17 protein-coding genes are annotated in these 16,317 nt (G+C 73.8%); 10 read left to right on the plus strand and 7 right to left on the minus strand.

The window, feature by feature from the left end; genetic code table 11:
• Positions 1-46 precede the first annotated feature (46 nt).
• Both AB0G74_RS21280 and AB0G74_RS21285 read right to left on the minus strand, forming a co-directional pair.
• Positions 47-601, minus strand: a complete 555-nt coding sequence (locus AB0G74_RS21280; protein WP_361148494.1) for a YbaK/EbsC family protein — start codon at positions 599-601, stop codon at positions 47-49.
• A 209-nt stretch (positions 602-810) separates the two neighbouring features.
• The gene (locus tag AB0G74_RS21285) at positions 811-1,383 is read right to left on the minus strand and encodes an XRE family transcriptional regulator (RefSeq protein ID WP_361148496.1); all 573 of its coding nucleotides are present in this window, start codon (positions 1,381-1,383) and stop codon (positions 811-813) included.
• Between the two features lie 94 nt (positions 1,384-1,477).
• Between AB0G74_RS21285 and AB0G74_RS21290 the strand changes: the two genes are divergently transcribed.
• Positions 1,478-2,350 (plus strand): DMT family transporter, encoded by an 873-nt coding sequence (locus AB0G74_RS21290; RefSeq protein WP_361148498.1) that lies wholly within the window; start codon positions 1,478-1,480, stop codon positions 2,348-2,350.
• A 98-nt stretch (positions 2,351-2,448) separates the two neighbouring features.
• Here the strand turns inward: AB0G74_RS21290 and AB0G74_RS21295 are convergent, their stop codons facing one another.
• Positions 2,449-3,219, minus strand: a complete 771-nt coding sequence (locus tag AB0G74_RS21295) for an acyltransferase (protein ID WP_361148500.1) — start codon at positions 3,217-3,219, stop codon at positions 2,449-2,451.
• Positions 3,220-3,686: 467 nt separating this feature from the next.
• Between AB0G74_RS21295 and AB0G74_RS21300 the strand changes: the two genes are divergently transcribed.
• The 6 genes from AB0G74_RS21300 (at position 3,687) to AB0G74_RS21325 (ending at position 9,366) form a co-directional block, all read left to right on the plus strand.
• A complete protein-coding gene (locus AB0G74_RS21300; protein WP_361148502.1) occupies positions 3,687-5,678 on the plus strand; it encodes an ATP-binding protein in 1,992 nt (663 codons plus the stop codon).
• A gap of 87 nt (positions 5,679-5,765) precedes the next feature.
• Complete coding sequence (locus AB0G74_RS21305; RefSeq protein ID WP_361148504.1) at positions 5,766-6,188, plus strand: roadblock/LC7 domain-containing protein; 423 nt, start codon at positions 5,766-5,768, stop codon at positions 6,186-6,188.
• Complete coding sequence (locus AB0G74_RS21310) at positions 6,185-6,553, plus strand: DUF742 domain-containing protein (protein WP_358826062.1); 369 nt, start codon at positions 6,185-6,187, stop codon at positions 6,551-6,553. Before AB0G74_RS21305 ends, AB0G74_RS21310 begins: the two co-directional genes overlap by 4 nt.
• Entirely contained in the window at positions 6,534-7,148 is a 615-nt protein-coding gene (locus AB0G74_RS21315; protein WP_361148506.1) for an ATP/GTP-binding protein, read from the plus strand. The genes AB0G74_RS21310 and AB0G74_RS21315 overlap by 20 nt, the downstream gene beginning before the upstream one ends.
• Positions 7,145-8,593 (plus strand): cytochrome P450, encoded by a 1,449-nt coding sequence (locus tag AB0G74_RS21320; RefSeq protein ID WP_361148509.1) that lies wholly within the window; start codon positions 7,145-7,147, stop codon positions 8,591-8,593. Before AB0G74_RS21315 ends, AB0G74_RS21320 begins: the two co-directional genes overlap by 4 nt.
• 182 nt (positions 8,594-8,775) lie before the next feature.
• Positions 8,776-9,366 carry an ATP-binding protein gene (locus AB0G74_RS21325; protein WP_361148511.1) on the plus strand — a complete coding sequence of 197 codons (591 nt, stop codon included), beginning with the start codon at positions 8,776-8,778 and terminating at the stop codon, positions 9,364-9,366.
• Here AB0G74_RS21325 and AB0G74_RS21330 read toward each other — a convergent pair.
• Both AB0G74_RS21330 and AB0G74_RS21335 read right to left on the minus strand, forming a co-directional pair.
• Positions 9,305-9,838 (minus strand): gamma carbonic anhydrase family protein, encoded by a 534-nt coding sequence (locus AB0G74_RS21330; RefSeq protein WP_361148589.1) that lies wholly within the window; start codon positions 9,836-9,838, stop codon positions 9,305-9,307. The genes AB0G74_RS21325 and AB0G74_RS21330 overlap by 62 nt on opposite strands.
• A 191-nt stretch (positions 9,839-10,029) precedes the next feature.
• On the minus strand, positions 10,030-10,482 hold the full coding sequence (locus AB0G74_RS21335) for a DUF4442 domain-containing protein (protein WP_361148513.1): 453 nt from the start codon (positions 10,480-10,482) through the stop codon (positions 10,030-10,032).
• A gap of 140 nt (positions 10,483-10,622) precedes the next feature.
• Between AB0G74_RS21335 and AB0G74_RS21340 the strand changes: the two genes are divergently transcribed.
• Positions 10,623-11,723, plus strand: a complete 1,101-nt coding sequence (locus AB0G74_RS21340; protein WP_361148515.1) for a hypothetical protein — start codon at positions 10,623-10,625, stop codon at positions 11,721-11,723.
• A 54-nt stretch (positions 11,724-11,777) separates the two neighbouring features.
• Here the strand turns inward: AB0G74_RS21340 and AB0G74_RS21345 are convergent, their stop codons facing one another.
• Both AB0G74_RS21345 and tuf read right to left on the minus strand, forming a co-directional pair.
• Complete coding sequence (locus AB0G74_RS21345; RefSeq protein WP_361148517.1) at positions 11,778-12,656, minus strand: fused MFS/spermidine synthase; 879 nt, start codon at positions 12,654-12,656, stop codon at positions 11,778-11,780.
• A gap of 191 nt (positions 12,657-12,847) precedes the next feature.
• Complete coding sequence (gene tuf / locus AB0G74_RS21350) at positions 12,848-14,017, minus strand: elongation factor Tu (RefSeq protein ID WP_361148519.1); 1,170 nt, start codon at positions 14,015-14,017, stop codon at positions 12,848-12,850.
• 403 nt (positions 14,018-14,420) lie between these two features.
• Between tuf and AB0G74_RS21355 the strand changes: the two genes are divergently transcribed.
• A complete protein-coding gene (locus AB0G74_RS21355) occupies positions 14,421-15,146 on the plus strand; it encodes a TVP38/TMEM64 family protein (protein ID WP_361148521.1) in 726 nt (241 codons plus the stop codon).
• A gap of 150 nt (positions 15,147-15,296) precedes the next feature.
• Positions 15,297-16,169, plus strand: coding sequence for an undecaprenyl-diphosphate phosphatase (locus AB0G74_RS21360; protein WP_361148523.1), 873 nt, complete (start codon positions 15,297-15,299; stop codon positions 16,167-16,169).
• The last annotated feature ends 148 nt before the right edge of the window (positions 16,170-16,317 follow it).

Raw genomic sequence — 16,317 nt, forward strand, 5'->3', positions numbered from 1 at the left:
CCCGGGGGCGGTACGGCCCCCCGGAGTCGTACGTATCTGGGGCGGGTCAGACGCCGAGCCCTTCGAGGACGACGGCGTTGGGGAGGGCCGCCAGGGCCTTCCCCGGGACGATCAGCTTGCCGCGCCGCAGCCCGCTGCCGAGCAGCACCCACGGTGTGTCGGCGACTGCCGCGTCGACCAGTACCGGCCAGTCGCCGGGGAGTCCGATCGGGGTGATCCCGCCGTACTCCATCCCGGTCAGCCCGGTGGCGGTCTCCTGCGGGGCGAACGACACCTTGCGGGCGCCCAGCTGCCTGCGGACGACCCCGTTCACATCGACGCGGGTATGCGAGAGGACCACGGCGGCGGCGAGTGAGGTCTCGCCGCCGCGCTTGGCGGCGACGACGACACAGTTGGCGGACTGCCGGAGCAATTCCTCGCCGTGGTGGGCGACGAAGGCCGCGGTATCGGCGATCGCCGGGTCGGTGTCGACGTGGATAAGCTGGTCGGCGGGGATGTCGCCGGTCCAGTTCCGTACGGCGTCGGCGACCGGGGCGACCAGCACGTCGAGGGCGTCGGGGGCGGGCAGGGCGGTGTCGAAGGAGCCGATGGGAGCGCGCATGATCGCACGGTAGCAAGTGTCCGGGGGCCTCCCGGGCCGGCCTTCGCGGCACCACGCCCAGCCCCGACTCCCCTTACGCCGGGGCGGGTTGGGCCGTTGCCGTACCGCCCGCCCACCGCCCCGGCGGCTACGCAGGCCGCCCCCCACTCAGAGAGGCCCCCGAGCACGGTCCGGTCCGGCGCCGGGGCACCGACCGGCGCGCCCCGAGGTCAGCGGGCGGGCGGTACGGCCACGGCCATCTTCAGCGACACGGCCTCCGGGCCGTCATTGCGATAGGTGTGCGGCGCGTTCGCCTCGAAGACGACCGAGGCCCCCGCGGGCACGGTATGCGGCTCCCCGTCCACCACCAGGGTGAGTACGCCCGCCGTGACATGGATCAGCTCGATCGTGCCGTCGGGGTGGGGGTCGGACGAACTGCCGTCACCGGACTCCAGCCACCAGGACCACAGCTCCAGGGGCCCGCGCAGCTCGGTCCCGACCAGCAGTTCGTTGAAGCTGCCCGCCGGGGTCGACCACATCCGCATCGCGCCGCCCGGGGGCACTACCCGGACCTGGGGTCCGTGGTCGCGGTCGAGCAGGGTGGCGATGCTGACCCCGAGCGCGTCGGCCAGTTTCACCGCGATTCCGACACTGGGGTTCGTCCGCGCCTGCTCGATCTGGATGATCATGCCCCGGCTGACGCCCGAACGGGCCGCCAGGGAGTCCAGGGTGTAGCCCCGCTCGCCGCGCCAGCGCTTGAGATTCCGGGCGAGCGACTGCGTCAGATGATCGAGGTCAGCCACATTCCGTCCAAGATAGTAAATGACATAGTAGAAGATCCTGCACTACCGTGTGCTGCACCGCCGGGTCCAACACACTGTACTGCGAGGTCTCTCCATGGTCGCATTGTTCGCCCTGACCACCGCCCTGCTGATGGGCCTGGCCGACTTCGGCGGCGGACTGCTGACCCGGCGCGCCCCCGCCCTCACGGTCGTCGTCGCCTCCCAGGGCATCGCGGTCACCGTCCTCGGGGCGATCGTGCTGGCGACGGCGGCCTGGCGGGAGGCGGGCCCCCAGCTCTGGTACGCGGTGGCGGCCGGGGTCCTCGGCCCGGTGGCCCTGCTCTGCTTCTACAAGGCGCTGGCCCTCGGCCCGATGGGGGTGGTCTCGCCCCTGGGCTCCCTGGGGGTCGCGGTCCCCGTCACCGTGGGCCTGCTGCTCGGCGAGCGCCCGGGACCCGTGCAGTTCGCCGGAATCGGAGTGGCCGTCCTCGGCATCCTGATGGCGGGCGGGCCCGAGCTGCGCGGCGCGCCCGTACGGCGGAACACGGTGGCGCTGACCTGTGTCGCCGCCTTCGGCTTCGGCGCGGTGATGACCCTGATCGCCGAGGCGTCGACCAGCGTCACCGGGCTCTTCCTCGCCCTCTTCGTCCAGCGCGCGGTCAATATCGCCGTCGGTGGTACGGCCCTCGCGGTCGCCGCCCGCCGGGGCCACCGGGTACTTCCGGCGGACCGGGACGGCGGCGCCGGGGCGCTCCGGTCGGCGCTGCCGCTGCTGGCCTTCGTCGGACTGGCGGACGTGGCGTCGAACGGCACCTACGCCCTGGCCGCCCAGACCGGCCCGGTGACCGTCGCCGCCGTGCTGTCCCATCTCTATCCGGTCGTCACCGTCCTGGCGGCGCTGATCGTGCTCAAGGAACGGCTGCGGGCGGTGCAGGCCACCGGTGCGGGCCTGGCACTGGTCGGCTCGGTCCTGCTCGCGGGCGGCTGACGGACCGCTCCGGCGGCCCCGCCACCGCGGCGCCCGGGCCGACTCCGGCGACTGACCGATCAGGGCACGGGACGACACCGGCCGATGACGGCCAGGGCTCAGCTCTCCCCGGACGGCTCCCGGTCCCCGGAGTCCTCCGCGAGGGCGAGGAGTTCTCCCGGGGTCACCCCGTCGGGTACCGGAAGGGGCGGCGGGGTCCGCAGCGGGGGCCGCCAGCCCCGGACCGGGTCCCAGCTCCGGACCGCCCGCGCGGGCGCGCCCGCCACCACGGTGTGGTCCGGCACCTCGCCCCGTACCACCGCACCGGCCGCGACGACCACATTCCGTCCGAGCCGGGCGCCCGGCAGCACCACCGCGCCGGTGCCGAGCCAGCACCCCGGACCGATCTCGACGGGCGCGGAGCGCGGCCACTGCTTGCCGACGGGCGTCCCGGGATCGTCGTAGCTGTGATTGGTCGAGGTGATGTAGACATACGGACCGCAGTACGTGTCCCGGCCCACGGTGACCCGGCCGTCGGCGACGATATGACTGCCCCGGCCGAGGACCACCCCGTCGCCGATGGTCACGATCGGGTCGGGGCCCAGATCGAGCCCCGGCAGCATCCCCGCCGTCAGCGTGACCTGCTCGGCGATGACACAGTGCGCGCCGAGTTCGATCCACGCCTCGCCGAAGACCGTGCCCTGCGGGAACGCCAGCCGGGTGCCCGGCCCGATCGACCGGAAGCGGAGCCGCCCGGGGCGCTCGGCCGTCACCGCGCCCGCGGTCCGCACCCCGTCCCACAACCGGTGGACGGCACGGCTCGCCACCCCCTGCCACCAGGCGGAAGGCGAGCGGAACGAGAACGCGTTTCGGCCCTTGGACACCCGCACACGGTAGTCCGCCCCGGCCGTACGCTCCGGGGCCCGGGGCTGTGATGTTCACCCCACGCGCCGCCCGCGCCCGCATCCGGACCCTTTGGTCCCGGCCGGGCCCTGCGGGCAGGCCCCTCCACCCGCCATCGACCGCCGGGCCGATACCACGATCCCGGTCGCCGCCGAGGGACTTCGGGGCGAAGTCCTCCGTTCTGTGGGGAGTCGTCGCGGTCCGGGCTCGCCGACCACCGCCCGTGGCTAGCATGAGCGCCACGCCCGTGCAGAAGATCACCGGTCAACTCCCGGTGTCCGCGCACACGTTCGGCCGAGCGCCGGTCGGCCCCTTCTCGCCCGGCCTCCGCGGTCACCTACCCCGGTATCCGCCACGCACCCCGCACCTCCGGCGGTTCCGACAGCCTCCAGCAGCGAAGGACCCCATGTCCGTGCCAGCCCCGAAACCGCACCGGATACGAACACCGCGCCCGATGCCCCCGGCCGTACCGCCCCTCGCGGTCGCGCTGGCCGCCGCGGCCGGGGCCTGGGCGATCGCCGCGGCCCCCGCCACGGCCCGGGCCTGGGCCGCCGTCACGGTCACCGCGGCCTGGGCCGCGATCGCGACCGGGATCGTCGCCGCGACGCTCGCCGCCCGGCGGCTGCGGGCCGCCGCGGGCGCCGCCGACGAGGAGGCGCGGAGCCTGCGGTCCCGGATGTCCCGCGCCGACGAGGACGTCGTCCGGATGCTGGAGGTGACCCTGCCGCTGGTGGTGAAGCGGCTGCGGGACGGGGACCCCCTCGACCGGGTGCTCACCGAGGTCCCCGCCCCGGCCGACGCCGGGCTGCGGGCGGTCCTGCGGCTGTGCGCGGCGGAGGTCGCCAAGGGCGAGACCGTCGCCAGGGCGGCGACCGCCGACAGCGTCACCGCCGTCCGCCGCCTCGCGCGCGCCGCCGACGAGGTCGACCGGCTCACGGCGGTGACCCTGCCGGAGGTGGTGGCCCGGCTGCGGTCGGGCTCCGCCGCGGGGACGGCGCTGGCCTCCGTCGAACAGCCCGGCGACGACCGGCTGCGGGTACTGCTCGACGCGGTGGTCCGCGAGGTCGCCCTGAGCGAGCGGCGCGCCGCGGCCGTGATGGGCGCGGGCACCAAGACCCTCAGCCGGGTCCAGGCCCTGGCCGTCAGCATGCTCGCCGATCTGCGGGACATGCAGGATCGTCACGGCGGGGACACCTTCGGGGAGTTGCTGGGGATCGACCACAAGACGTCCCAGCTGGGGCTCGCGGCGGACCGGCTGTCGCTGCTGATGGGCGGCCGGACCGGCCGGACGTGGAACAAGCCGATCGGGATGGAGTCCGTGCTGCGGGGCGCGGTGGGCCGGATCTCGGCGTACCGGCGGGTACGGCTCCACTCCACCAGTACGGCCCGGATCGCGGGCTACGCGGCCGAGGGTGTGATGCACCTCCTCGCCGAACTGATGGACAACGCGGCCACCTTCTCGCCGCCCGTGGACGAGGTCCACGTCTATGTCGAGGAGCGGGCGGCCGGGCTGGTCGTCACCATCGAGGACAGCGGTCTGCGGATGGCGGAGGCCCAGCTCGAACGGGCCGAGGAGGCGGTTTCGGGCCGGGCGTCGGATCTCGCCTTCCTGCCCAGTACCCGGATCGGCCTGGTCGTGGTGGGGATGCTGGCGGTCAAGTACCACATGACGGTCACCTACCGGCCGTCGTCCCGGGGCGGTACGGGGGTGGTGGTCCTGCTGCCGCCACAGCTGCTGCACCAGGAGAACCGGGAGCCGGGGTCGGTGGTCGCGGCGGGGCCGACGGGGCCGGATTCCGGTACCCACCGGCCCGCCGGAGCCGCCGCGGCCATCACGAGTACGGGGCTCACCGGGGTACCCCGATCACCCGTCTCCCCGCCCGGGGCCCCCGGCGACCGGGGGCCGGGGGCCGGGCCGTTCCCCGCGGGCAGTACCGGGCCGGTACGGGAACATCCGTATGACGGCGGCACGGGCGCGGCCCCCCCGGCGGCCCCCGGATCCGCCCCGGGATCCTCCCCCGGCGAGCCGCCCGTACCGCCGTCCGCGGTTCCGCACGGCCCACCGGCCGCCGTCCTCCCCTTCGTCCCGACGCCCCGTCCGGCGGCCGGTGGCGGCGATGCCGCCGGTTCGGGTGGTCCGGGTCGTCCCGGCATGGCGACACCCAACGGTCTGCCGGTACGTCCCCGGGGGCGCACGATGGCGGCGGCGGACCGGGGCCGGACCGACGCCCCCGACCCGGCGGCCGTCACCGGTGCCCGGCCGGGGCGCGACGCGGGAGCCCGGTTCGGCGCCTTCCACCGCTCGATGAGAGCCCGGGGCAGACCGGGACACGACACCGCGCCGCCCACGGGGGCCGACGGTCCGGACGGAGGCGGCGGACCACCGGCCACGGCGGTCCGGAGCGCCGACCGTGCCGACGCCCGACACCTGACGACCGACATCTGACGCCTGACGACACCGCGAGACCGACCGAGAGACAGGAGGAAGGGGCCGTTGCTCCCGGCCACCGGTGGCGCCCGCCCCGTCCCGACCATGCAGACCACCGACACCAGCCTCACCTGGCTCCTGGAGGGCCTGATCGACCGCACCCGGGGCACCCGGCACGCCTTGGTGCTCTCCCGCGACGGGCTGAAGCTGTGCTGGACCCCGTATCTCACGCTTGATCAGGCCGATCAGCTGGCCGCGATCTGCTCGGGCATCCAGGCGCTGGCCCAGGGCGCGTCGGTCGAGTTCGGCGACGGCACCGGCGGCGTACGCCATTCGATGACGGAGTTCCACGGCGGACTGCTGTTCATCGTCGAGGCCGGGGAGGGCGCGCATCTGGCCGTGGTGGCCGAGGACGGCGCCGACCCCGGCGCCGTCGGTCACCACATGACGGAACTGGTCGACCAGATAGGACACCATCTGCGTGCCGAGCCCCGAACCCCGTCCGCCCCGGAGAGTCCCCGCCCATGACCCGTCTCCCCGTCGACCTGGGGGAACCGGACCGGCTCTACACCGTCACCGGAGGCCGCTGTGCCGTCGGTGCCGATACGGAGCGGACGTTCGACCTGGTGACCCTGGTGGTCGGCGAATGCGGCCCGGCACCGGGCATGCAGTCCGAGCACGCCCGGATCCTCGAACTGGCCCGGCACCCCGTCTCCGTCGTCGAGCTGTCGGCACAGCTCCGGCTGCCGGTGACGGTGGTCCGGATCCTGCTCGGGGATCTGCTGGCGACGGGCCGGATCACCGCCCGGCGGCCCCGGCCCGCCCGCTCACTCGTCGGCCTGCCCGACTCCGCCCTACTGGAGGAGGTGCTCCATGGACTCCGCAACCTCTGAGCTGCCCCCGTTCACCCCGCTGACGGATTCGGCCGATACCGGACTGAAGATCGTGATCGTGGGCGGGTTCGGGGTCGGCAAGACCACCTTGGTGCGGTCCGTGAGCGAGATCCGTCCCCTCAACACCGAGGAGGTGATGACCCAGGCGGGGGTCGGGGTCGACGAGACGGCGGGCCCGTCGGCCAAATCGACCACGACGGTCGCCTTCGACTTCGGCCGGATCAGCCTCAACGAGAGGATGGTGCTCTATCTCTTCGGGGCGCCGGGCCAGGAGCGGTTCTGGTTCCTGTGGGACCGCCTCTTCGCGGGCACGCTCGGCGCGGTCGTCCTGGTCGACACCCGCAGGATGAGCGATTCCTGGTACGCGATCGACCGGCTGGAGAACCACGGCACCCCGTTCGTGGTCGCGGTCAACCGTTTCGAGAACGATCCGGCGGTCTTCTCCCTGCGGGAAATACGGCAGGCGTTGTCGCTCGCGCCGCACGTCCCGCTGGTCGACTGCGACGCCCGGGTCCGTGCCTCGGGGAAGTACGTACTGCTCAGCCTCGTCAACCACCTCCGTGATCTGACTCTGGCCCGGGAGACCACCCCATGACCGACCGCAGTACGGCAGCCGCGCCGGATACCCTCGGCACCCCCGGCGCTCCGGCGGCGGACGAGCCCGGCCCGGTGGGCGCCGTGGTTCGGCGCGGCCCGGCCGTGACAGCCCCGGTGCCCGAAGGTGATCCGGCCACCGCCGACCGGGCCGACGCGGGCCGGACCGCCGACGACTCGGCGGCCGGTGGCGGCGCCGTCCCGCTGCTCGTTCCCGCCGACGGCGAGTCCCCGGCCACGATCCACGCCGACCTCAGACGGCGGCACGGCCGGGTCGCGCCGGTCGTCGCGGAGGACGGCGGCACCGCCTGGCTCGTCCTCGGCTATGCCGAGGTCGGCTATGTCACCGCCCACGAGGAGTTGTTCGTCCGGGACACGTCCCGCCCCGGCCCTTGGCCGGAGGCGGCGGAGGGCACGGGTCCGGCACCCGTCGCGCCCGGCCGCGGACCGGGGCGGCCGGGCCCGTCGGCGGCCCGGGCGCTGGCCGCGGTGGACCAGTTCGAGCTGGCCGAGGGCTGCCGGGGCGTGGCCCGGCGACTGGTGGACGGCTTCGCGGGCAGCGGACGGGCCGAGCTGATGTCCGCGTACGTCCGGGCCGTATCGCTGCGCGCGGCCGTCCTGATGTGCGGACTGCCGCCGGACGCGGGCGCCTTCGAGGGGCTGGTGGGCGATCTGCAGACCGCCCTCGCCGAGGACGGCCCGGCGGGGTGCGGCCCGGCCGGGACCGATGCCGTACGGGACGGTACGCATGTGGACCGCTCGGCGCGGGGCGGCGGGGACGAGCTGCGGCGGTCCGCCTATGTGCGGGCCGGGGAGCGGCTGCGCAGGCTGGTGGCGGCCCGGCGCTCCGAGCCCCGGCCGGATGTGATCTCACGGCTGCTGGCCGATCCGGCCGCCCCCGACGACGGCGCGGTGGTACGGGAGGTACTCGGCCTCGTCGCGGCGGCGCACCGGCCGACGGCGGACTGGATTGGGAACGCGTTGCGCCTGCTGCTCACGGACGAGCGGTTCGCCCGGGACGTCTCCGGGGGGCGGCTCAGTGTCGGCCAGGCGCTCAACGAGGTGCTGTGGCTGGACACCCCGGCGCAGACCGTCGGCGGGCGACGGGCCGTACGGGACACCCAGCTCGGCGGCCACCGGGTCCGGGCGGGCGACCGTGTCCTGTTGTCGCTCGCGGCCGCCAACACGGATCCGCAGATCTGGCCGGGCGGGCGGCCCGGGGGCGAGAACGCGGCCCATCTGTCGTTCGGCGGCGGTGGCCGGCGTTGCCCCTATCCGGCTCCGCTGCTCGCCGAGTCGATCGCCAGGACGGCGGTGGAGACCCTGCTGGAGCGGCTGCCGGACACCGTGCTCGCGGTGGACCCGGAGCGGCTGGCGTGGCGGCCCTCGGTACGGGAGCGGGGGCTGGTGGCGCTGCCCGTACGGTTCACCCCGGTGGTCCGCTGACGACGACCCGCCACCGGCGATCGCCGCGCCGCCGCGCCGCGTTTTCGGAGCTTCCTCCAAGAAATTTTTACCTTTTTTCCTGTTTTAGCCGACATTCTTCATCCAGGCGGCTTGCACCGTATCGTCCGGAACGCGAGTCTGGGCCCATCGACCCCGGCCTCCCCGGGGAAGAAGGAGCCACCGTGATCGCACCTCAGGAGCACCGCCGGACCCGGCCGCGCCCGGCCGTGCCCCCGCCCGCGGCCGTACCGCCGCCGGAGAGAGGGCCCGGGCCGGTACGGCTGGCCCAGTGCGCGATGTCCGCGACCCCGGAGTCGGCCCCCGCCCTGCGGCGCTTCGCCCGGACCGTCGCCCGGCACTGGCGGCTGGGCGACGAATGCCATGAGGCACTGTCGGTGATCGTCACCGAGTTGGTCTCCAACGCGGTACTGCACAGCGGCAGCGGCTGGGTGGCCGTGGCGCTCAGGGTCCGGGGCGACGTACTGACGGCCGAGGTCAGGGACGGCGGGCGGTGGAAGCACCGGTCCGGCAGACGTCGTGAGCCGCTGGACGCCGGTGCCGCCCACGGGCGCGGACTGCGGCTGGTGAACACCTTCGCGACCCGGACCCTGACCCGGCGGCTGCCCGCGGGCACCGTGGTGGCGGCGGAGATCGCCCTGGCGGGCGTCCGGACGGCCCGGCATGTGGCCAGCGGCGGCCCGTACCACGCGTTCAGTCCCTCGGGCGCACTCCGCGATGGCCATCGGCGAGTTCTCCGTACAGCTCCGCGTTGACCCGGATCAGCTCCCGGGCGTCGTCCGCCAGGGGGCGCTTGATCACGGCGGGCACCCCGGCCACCAGGGAGCCGGGCGGGACCTCCATGCCCTGGGGGACCACCGCGCCCGCCGCGATCAGGGAACCGGCCCCGATTCTGGCCCCGTTGAGCACGGTCGCGCCCATCCCGATCAGCACCTCGTCCTCCACGGTGCAGCCGTGCAGTACGGCGTTGTGCCCGACGGTCACCCGGGCGCCGATGGTCACCGGGAAGCCGGGATCGACATGGACGGTGCAGTTGTCCTGGACATTGGCCCCGGCACCGATGACGATCGGGCCGCAGTCGGCGCGCAGTACCGCGTGGTACCAGACACTGGCGCCCGGGCCGATCGTGACATCGCCGATGACGACGGCGGTGGGTGCCGTGAAGGCGCTCGGGTCGATGGCGGGTTCGATGCCGTTGAAGGCCGCGATCAACGGGGCCGCTGTCATGCCGTTCTCTCCCATGCGCCTCTCGTTCCCCTCGTTCCCGTGGAACTCCTCGCGCTCTCGCCCGGGCGGGAACGGTCGGAGTACCGCGCGGTACGCCCGCGCCCGGCGATCATCGCCGGACCGGGCCCGGGCCCGCCACCCCCTGTGGACAACTCCCGGGCGGTCCCGCGCCCCGGTCCGGCCGTACGGGGTCAGGAGTGGGGCCGCAGGGTCCAGGCGATGGTCATCACACCGGTGACATCGCCGTCGGCCCGCCGGATCTCGACCGTCACATCGAATTCGGGCCGCTCGCCCCGGTCCAGTTCGGCGAGGACGTCGGCGACCGGGCGGCCGAGCGTGGCGACCGCCGTGACCTCGCCCTTCGCCAGCTTCCGGTAGCCGATCTCGGCCCGTACGGCGAGTGGTACGGCCCGGTGGAGCTGGTCGCCGAAGGCGGCCAGCACGATCGCGCCGCTCGCCGACTCGGCGAGGGTGAACATCGCGCCGGCGTGCGGCCCGCCGACATGGTTGTGGAACTCGGCCTGGTCCGGCAGCCGCAGCACCGCGCGGTCGGCGGTGGCCTCGTCGAACTCCAGATTGAGGGTCCGGACCATCGGAACGGTGGCGGCGAGCATCTCGGCGACGGACTTCTGATCAGCGCTCATGGCCGCGATGTTACCCACGAGTAGGACCGTTGGCCATACCTTCGCGCCGGGCGACCGGCCGCCAGGGGCCGCCCGCCGGGACGGCGGGAGGGGCGAACCGCCGGACGGCGGATCCCGGCCACCCCTTAGGGTTACTCGCCATGTGGCCAGGACAGCAGCAGCCGCCCGGGGGCGAGAACCCGCAGCACCAGAACCAGCCGGGGCAGGGCGGACCCCCGCCCGGCCCGTACCAGCAGCCCGGTTATCCGCAGGCGCCGAACCCGTACCAGCAGCCGGGGCAGCAGCCGTACCCGGGACCGGCGGGCCCCGGACAGCCCAACCCGTACCAGCAGCCGACGGTTTCGCAGTACGCCGTCTCCGAACCTCCGACCCGGCCGCCGGGGGCGCCCCTGCCCTCCGGCGGGCCGGAGAAGAAGAAGACCGTCGTCGTCGCCGTAGCCGCGGCGCTGGCCGTGATCGCGACCGCCGTGGTCACCGGTGTCGTCGTCCTCAAGGACGACGAGCGGGACGACGACCGGGCCGGCGGCTCCGGCGCGTCGGCCGCGCCCAGCGGCACGGGCGACCAGGCCGCGTCCTCCGCGCCCGCGCCCCCGCCGCAGCCGACCGGGCCCAACCCCCGGGCGGGCAAGGACGCCGAACCGACGATCCCCGGCTGGAAAGTCGTGGTCAATCCCGGTCACGGCACGATGTTCGACGTCCCGCCGGAGTGGAATCTGATGGGCGCCGGAATGCAGTCCGGCTTCGAGGACGAGAAGAAGGGCGACGGATCGCCCGCCGTCGTCTTCTCCGCCCCGGCGCAGCTCAAGCCCACCTGGTGCCTGGCCGACCTCAACAAGGACGGCAAGATGGAGGACTGGAGCCTGGCCGCCGCGGGCACCAGGGGCGGCAGGGGCGCCAAGAGCACGGCCGACGCCGCGTACAACGACGCGTACAACTGGGCCTGGGCCGCCTATGCCCAGACCGATCCGGACGGCACCGTGAAGGTCGTCAAGCCGAAGGCGTTCACCACCACATCGGGGCTCTCCGGCAGTATGTCGACCGCTCGGGCCACCGGAACCAAGAAGCGCCATAAGTGCGAGACCGACGGCAAGTCGGTGGCGTTCAGCTTCAAGGACGCCCGGAGCGAGATCAAGACATTCGTGCTGTACGCCAATACCGGGATCAAGGACGAGTTGCCGGACGCCACGATCCAGCGCATCCTCGGCTCCGTACGACTGGCGGGTACGACCGCCGCGCCGTGATCCGGGCCCGGCCGACGGCCCCCGGCGAACGGGGGCCGGGCCGGGTGGCGGCCGTCAGCCGATTCCGAACGCGCCGTCGGGCGGCTCCGGCGATCCCTGCGCGTCGGCGTCGGTCACCGGCCGGGCGTCCCCGGCCAGCCGGGCCGCCGCGGCCCCGTACTCGACCCGGGCGGGAAAGGCGTCCGCCGCCGTCCGCCGGGCCAGCGCCGCCGTGTCGATGGGGCGGTGCGAGGCGAGCAGCAGCACATTGCCGAACCGCCGCCCCCGGAGGACCGAGGGCTCCGCGATCAGCGCCAGCTCCTCGAACACGGTTCCGAAGGTGGCGAGCTGGGAGCCGAGGAAGCCGAAGGGCGAGCCGTCGGCGAGATTGGCCGCGTAGACACCGTCCGGGCGGAGCACCCGCCCGGCGGCGCGGGCGAACTCGACGGAGGTGAGATGGGCTGGCACCCGTGAGCCGCCGAAGACATCGGCGACGATCACATCGGCGCTGCCCGGCGGCGCGGACTCCACATGGGCGCGGGCGTCGGCGGCGCGTACGGTGATCCCCGACGCCCCGGGAAGCGGCAGGTGTTCGGCCACCAGGGCGATCAGGCCCCGGTCCGCCTCCACCACCTCCTGGCGCGAGCCCGGCCGGGTCGCGGCGGTGTAGCGGGGCAGGGTGAGCGCGCCGCCGCCGAGGTGGAGCACGTCCAGCGGCGCGCCCTCGGGGGCGGCGGTGTCGAGGAGATGGGCGATCCGCCGGGTGTACTCGAACTCCAGATGGGCCGGGTCGTCGAGGTCCACATAGGACTGCGGGGCCCCGTCGACCGTCAGCAGCCAGGCCCGGGCCCGGTCCACATCGGGCAGCAGCCTGGCGGTGCCGTGGTCGACGGTCCGGACGACGGGTATCGCCTCCGGTTCGGTGCCGGGCGGGCCGGGTCGGTTGTTCTCCACTCCCCCATTGTCGGCGCGCGGGACCGGGCGCCGCACCAGGCCCCGGACCGGGGTCCGGTCGTGGGTTCGGCCAGGCGGCCGGATGATCCGCGGTACGGCCCCGGGACCCGTGTCGGGTCCCGGGGCCGCCGGACCGCCGTTCGCGGCGCCGAGCGCGCGGAGGCGCGGGCATCCGCCGTCGGCGCGCCGGTTCAGAGCAGGTCCGTCACCGTCCCGGCGCCGACCGTACGGCCGCCCTCGCGGATCGCGAAGCCGAGGCCCGGCTCCAGCGGGACGTCCCGCCCCAGTTCGACGGTGACCGTGACCGTCTCGCCGGGGTGGGCGACGGCCCGCTCGCCGAGGTCGACGTTCCCGACCACGTCCGCGGTCCGGATGTAGAACTGCGGCCGGTAGCCGGTGGCGACCGGGGTGGTCCGGCCGCCCTCGCGGCCCGAGAGCAGATACACCCTGGCCGTGAACCGCCCCCTGGGGGTGGTACTGCCCGGCGCGGCCACCACGTGTCCGCGGCGGACCGCGTCGCGGTGCAGACCTCGGAGCAGCAGCGCCACGTTGTCCCCCGCCTCGGCGTACTCCATCGGCTTGCCGAAGGTCTCCACTCCGGTGACGACGGTCTCGGTACCGGCGCCCAGCACCTCGACCCGGTCGCCGACCCGGATCGTGCCCCGCTCGACCGCCCCGGTGACCACGGTGCCCCGGCCGGTGATGGTCAGGACGTTCTCCACCGGCATCAGGAACGGCGCGTCGGTGTACCGGACCGGCAGCGGCACATAGGTGTCCACCGCGTCGAGCAGCGCCTCGATCGCCGCCGTCCAGCGGGGATCGCCCTCCAGGGCGCGCAGCCCGGAGACCCGTACCACCGGCGCCGTCTCGCCGCCGTATCCGTACCGGTCGAGCAGTTCGCGGACCTCCAGCTCCACCAGGTCGGTCAGTTCGTCGTCGCCCGCGTCGGCCTTGTTGAGGGCGACCACGATGTGGTCGACCCCGACCTGACGCGCCAGCAGGACGTGCTCGGCGGTCTGCGGCATCACGCCGTCGACGGCGGAGACCACCAGGATCGCCCCGTCGAGCTGGGCGGCGCCGGTGACCATGTTCTTGATGTAGTCGGCGTGGCCCGGCATGTCGATATGGGCGTAGTGCCGGGTCCCGGTCTCGTACTCGACGTGCGCGATGTTGATGGTGATGCCGCGGGCGGCCTCCTCGGGCGCCCGGTCGATCCGCTCGAAGGGGACGAAACTGCCGCTGCCGCGGTCGCTGAGGACCTTGGTGATGGCGGCGGTCAGAGTCGTCTTGCCGTGGTCGACATGGCCCATCGTGCCGATGTTGAGATGGGGCTTGGTGCGTACGTAGGCGGTCTTCGCCATGGTGATCGTCCTCGAATCGCCGTGCTCGGTGGAAGCGGACCCCGGGGGTCTGACCGACCCTCCCCCTGCGGGGTCCACGGACGATCCGGGAAGGGTCAGCCTCGGGCGCCGTCGGCGGCGAGGATCAGGGCAGCCGTCACCGCCGCCGCGACAGCGCGGCGATCAGCGGGGAGGGCGTACCGGAACATGCGCCGATCATGTCCGAGCCGGGGGCCGCAGTCGACCGGTTTTCGGCTCCCTCGCGGGGGCGGGCGGTCCGGGCCGGTATCGCGGTACGGCCCCGGACGCCCCGGCCGTCCCCCGGACAGGCGCTCTGGCCGTGCCGACCGGGTCGCGGGGACCGGGGGCGCCGAGTGAGGCCCGCGTTACGGCGGCGGTCCGCCCCGTCGGTTACGCTCCCCGGATGTTCGAACCCGCGCCCGGGCCCGCCGCGAGCCCCCGGCCCGCCGCCTCGCTCGCCCTCCGCTGCGGCCGGGCCCTGCTCTCCCCGTGGTCACGGCTGTCCCTGCTGGCGCTGGTCCTGCTGTCGGCCGGGGCGCTGGTGCTGCTGTACGAGCCGCAGCGGCTGCTGGCCGACGGCTGGCCGCCGTTCCGGCTGAGCGGACCGGCCGCGGTGGTGCTGTTCGCGGCGGCGTACGGGATCTGCACGGCGGCGTTCGTCCCCCGGCCACTGCTGAATCTGGCCGCGGGAGCGCTCTTCGGCTCCCAGGCCGGTCTGGTCTCGGCGGTCGCGGGCACGGTCCTGGGCGCGGGTATCGCCTTCACCCTCGGCCGCCTGCTGGGACAGGACGCGCTCCGCCCCCTGCTCCGGGGCCGCTGGCTGAAGGCCGCGGACCATCAGCTGAGCGCGCACGGCTTCCGCTCGATGCTGGCGGTCCGGCTCTTCCCCGGGGTGCCGTTCGCCGCGGCGAACTACTGCGCGGCCGTGTCCAGAATGGGATATACGCCGTTTCTGCTCGCCACCGCCGTCGGTTCGGTCCCCAATACCGCCGCCTATGTGATCGCGGGCAGCCGGGCGAGTTCGCCCACCTCCCCGGCGTTTCTGATCTCCACCGGGTTCATCGTGCTCACCGGCCTGGTCGCGGCGGTCGTCGCCTGGCGCAAACGTCATCGGTTGAGCGGGAATTAACCGGACGTTCACCCCTTCGGGTGCATGGCCGTACATCTCCCTGCGGGACGGTACTCTTCCTGCCCATCGGCGCAGGACGGACAGCGCGCGCCCCGGGACGCCCCCGGGCCGCCGAGCCGCGAACTCTTCCCTTGGGTGGCGTACTTCTTCATGTCGTGGTTTGAATCCCTCATCCTCGGACTCGTCCAGGGACTGACCGAATTCCTGCCCATCTCGTCGAGCGCGCATCTCCGGCTGACGGCCGCGTTCGCGGGCTGGGAGGACCCCGGGGCGGCCTTCACCGCGATCACCCAGATCGGCACCGAGACGGCGGTACTGATCTACTTCCGCCGGGACATCGCCAGAATCCTCTCCGCGTGGTTCAGGTCGCTGACCGACAAGGCGATGCGCGCGGACCACGACGCCCGGATGGGCTGGCTGGTCATCATCGGCTCGATCCCGATCGGGGTGCTGGGCGTGACCCTCAAGGACCAGATCGAGGGCCCGTTCCGCGATCTGCGGCTGATCGCCACGACCCTGATCGTGATGGGTGTCGTCCTGGGCGTCGCCGACCGGCTGGCCGCCCGGGACGAGTCCGGCGGCCGGCACCGGGCCCCGAAACAGCGCAAGACGCTCCGGGAGTTGACCGTCCGCGACGGTCTGATCTACGGGTTCTGCCAGGCGATGGCCCTGATCCCCGGGGTCTCCCGGTCCGGCGCCACGATCAGCGGCGGACTGCTGATGGGCTACACCCGTGAGGCGGCGGCCCGTTACTCCTTTCTGCTCGCCATCCCGGCCGTGCTCGCCTCCGGCGCCTACGAGTTGAAGGACGCGGGCGAGGGCCATGTCTCCTGGGGGCCGACGGTCTTCGCGACCGTGGTGGCGTTTCTGGTGGGTTACGCGGTCATCGCCTGGTTCATGAGATTCATCACCACCAAGAGCTTCATGCCGTTCGTGGTCTATCGGATCCTGCTGGGAATCCTGATCTTCGCCCTGGTGGGAGCGGGTGTGCTCAGTCCGCACGCGGGAGAGTCCGCGGGCTGAGACCGGCCCCGCCGGCCGGACCGCGAGCGGATGACATACATCACGGCCGCCGGGCCGCCGCTCAGGCAACCCGGCGCCAACTACCCTGCATTCATGCAGTTCAAACCGGCGTGACCGGGTGATTCGGAGGCACAGCGCCGGAAATTGG

This window comes from Streptomyces sp. NPDC020875 (assembly GCF_040641415.1).
Taxonomy (GTDB): Bacteria; Actinomycetota; Actinomycetes; order Streptomycetales; family Streptomycetaceae; genus Streptomyces.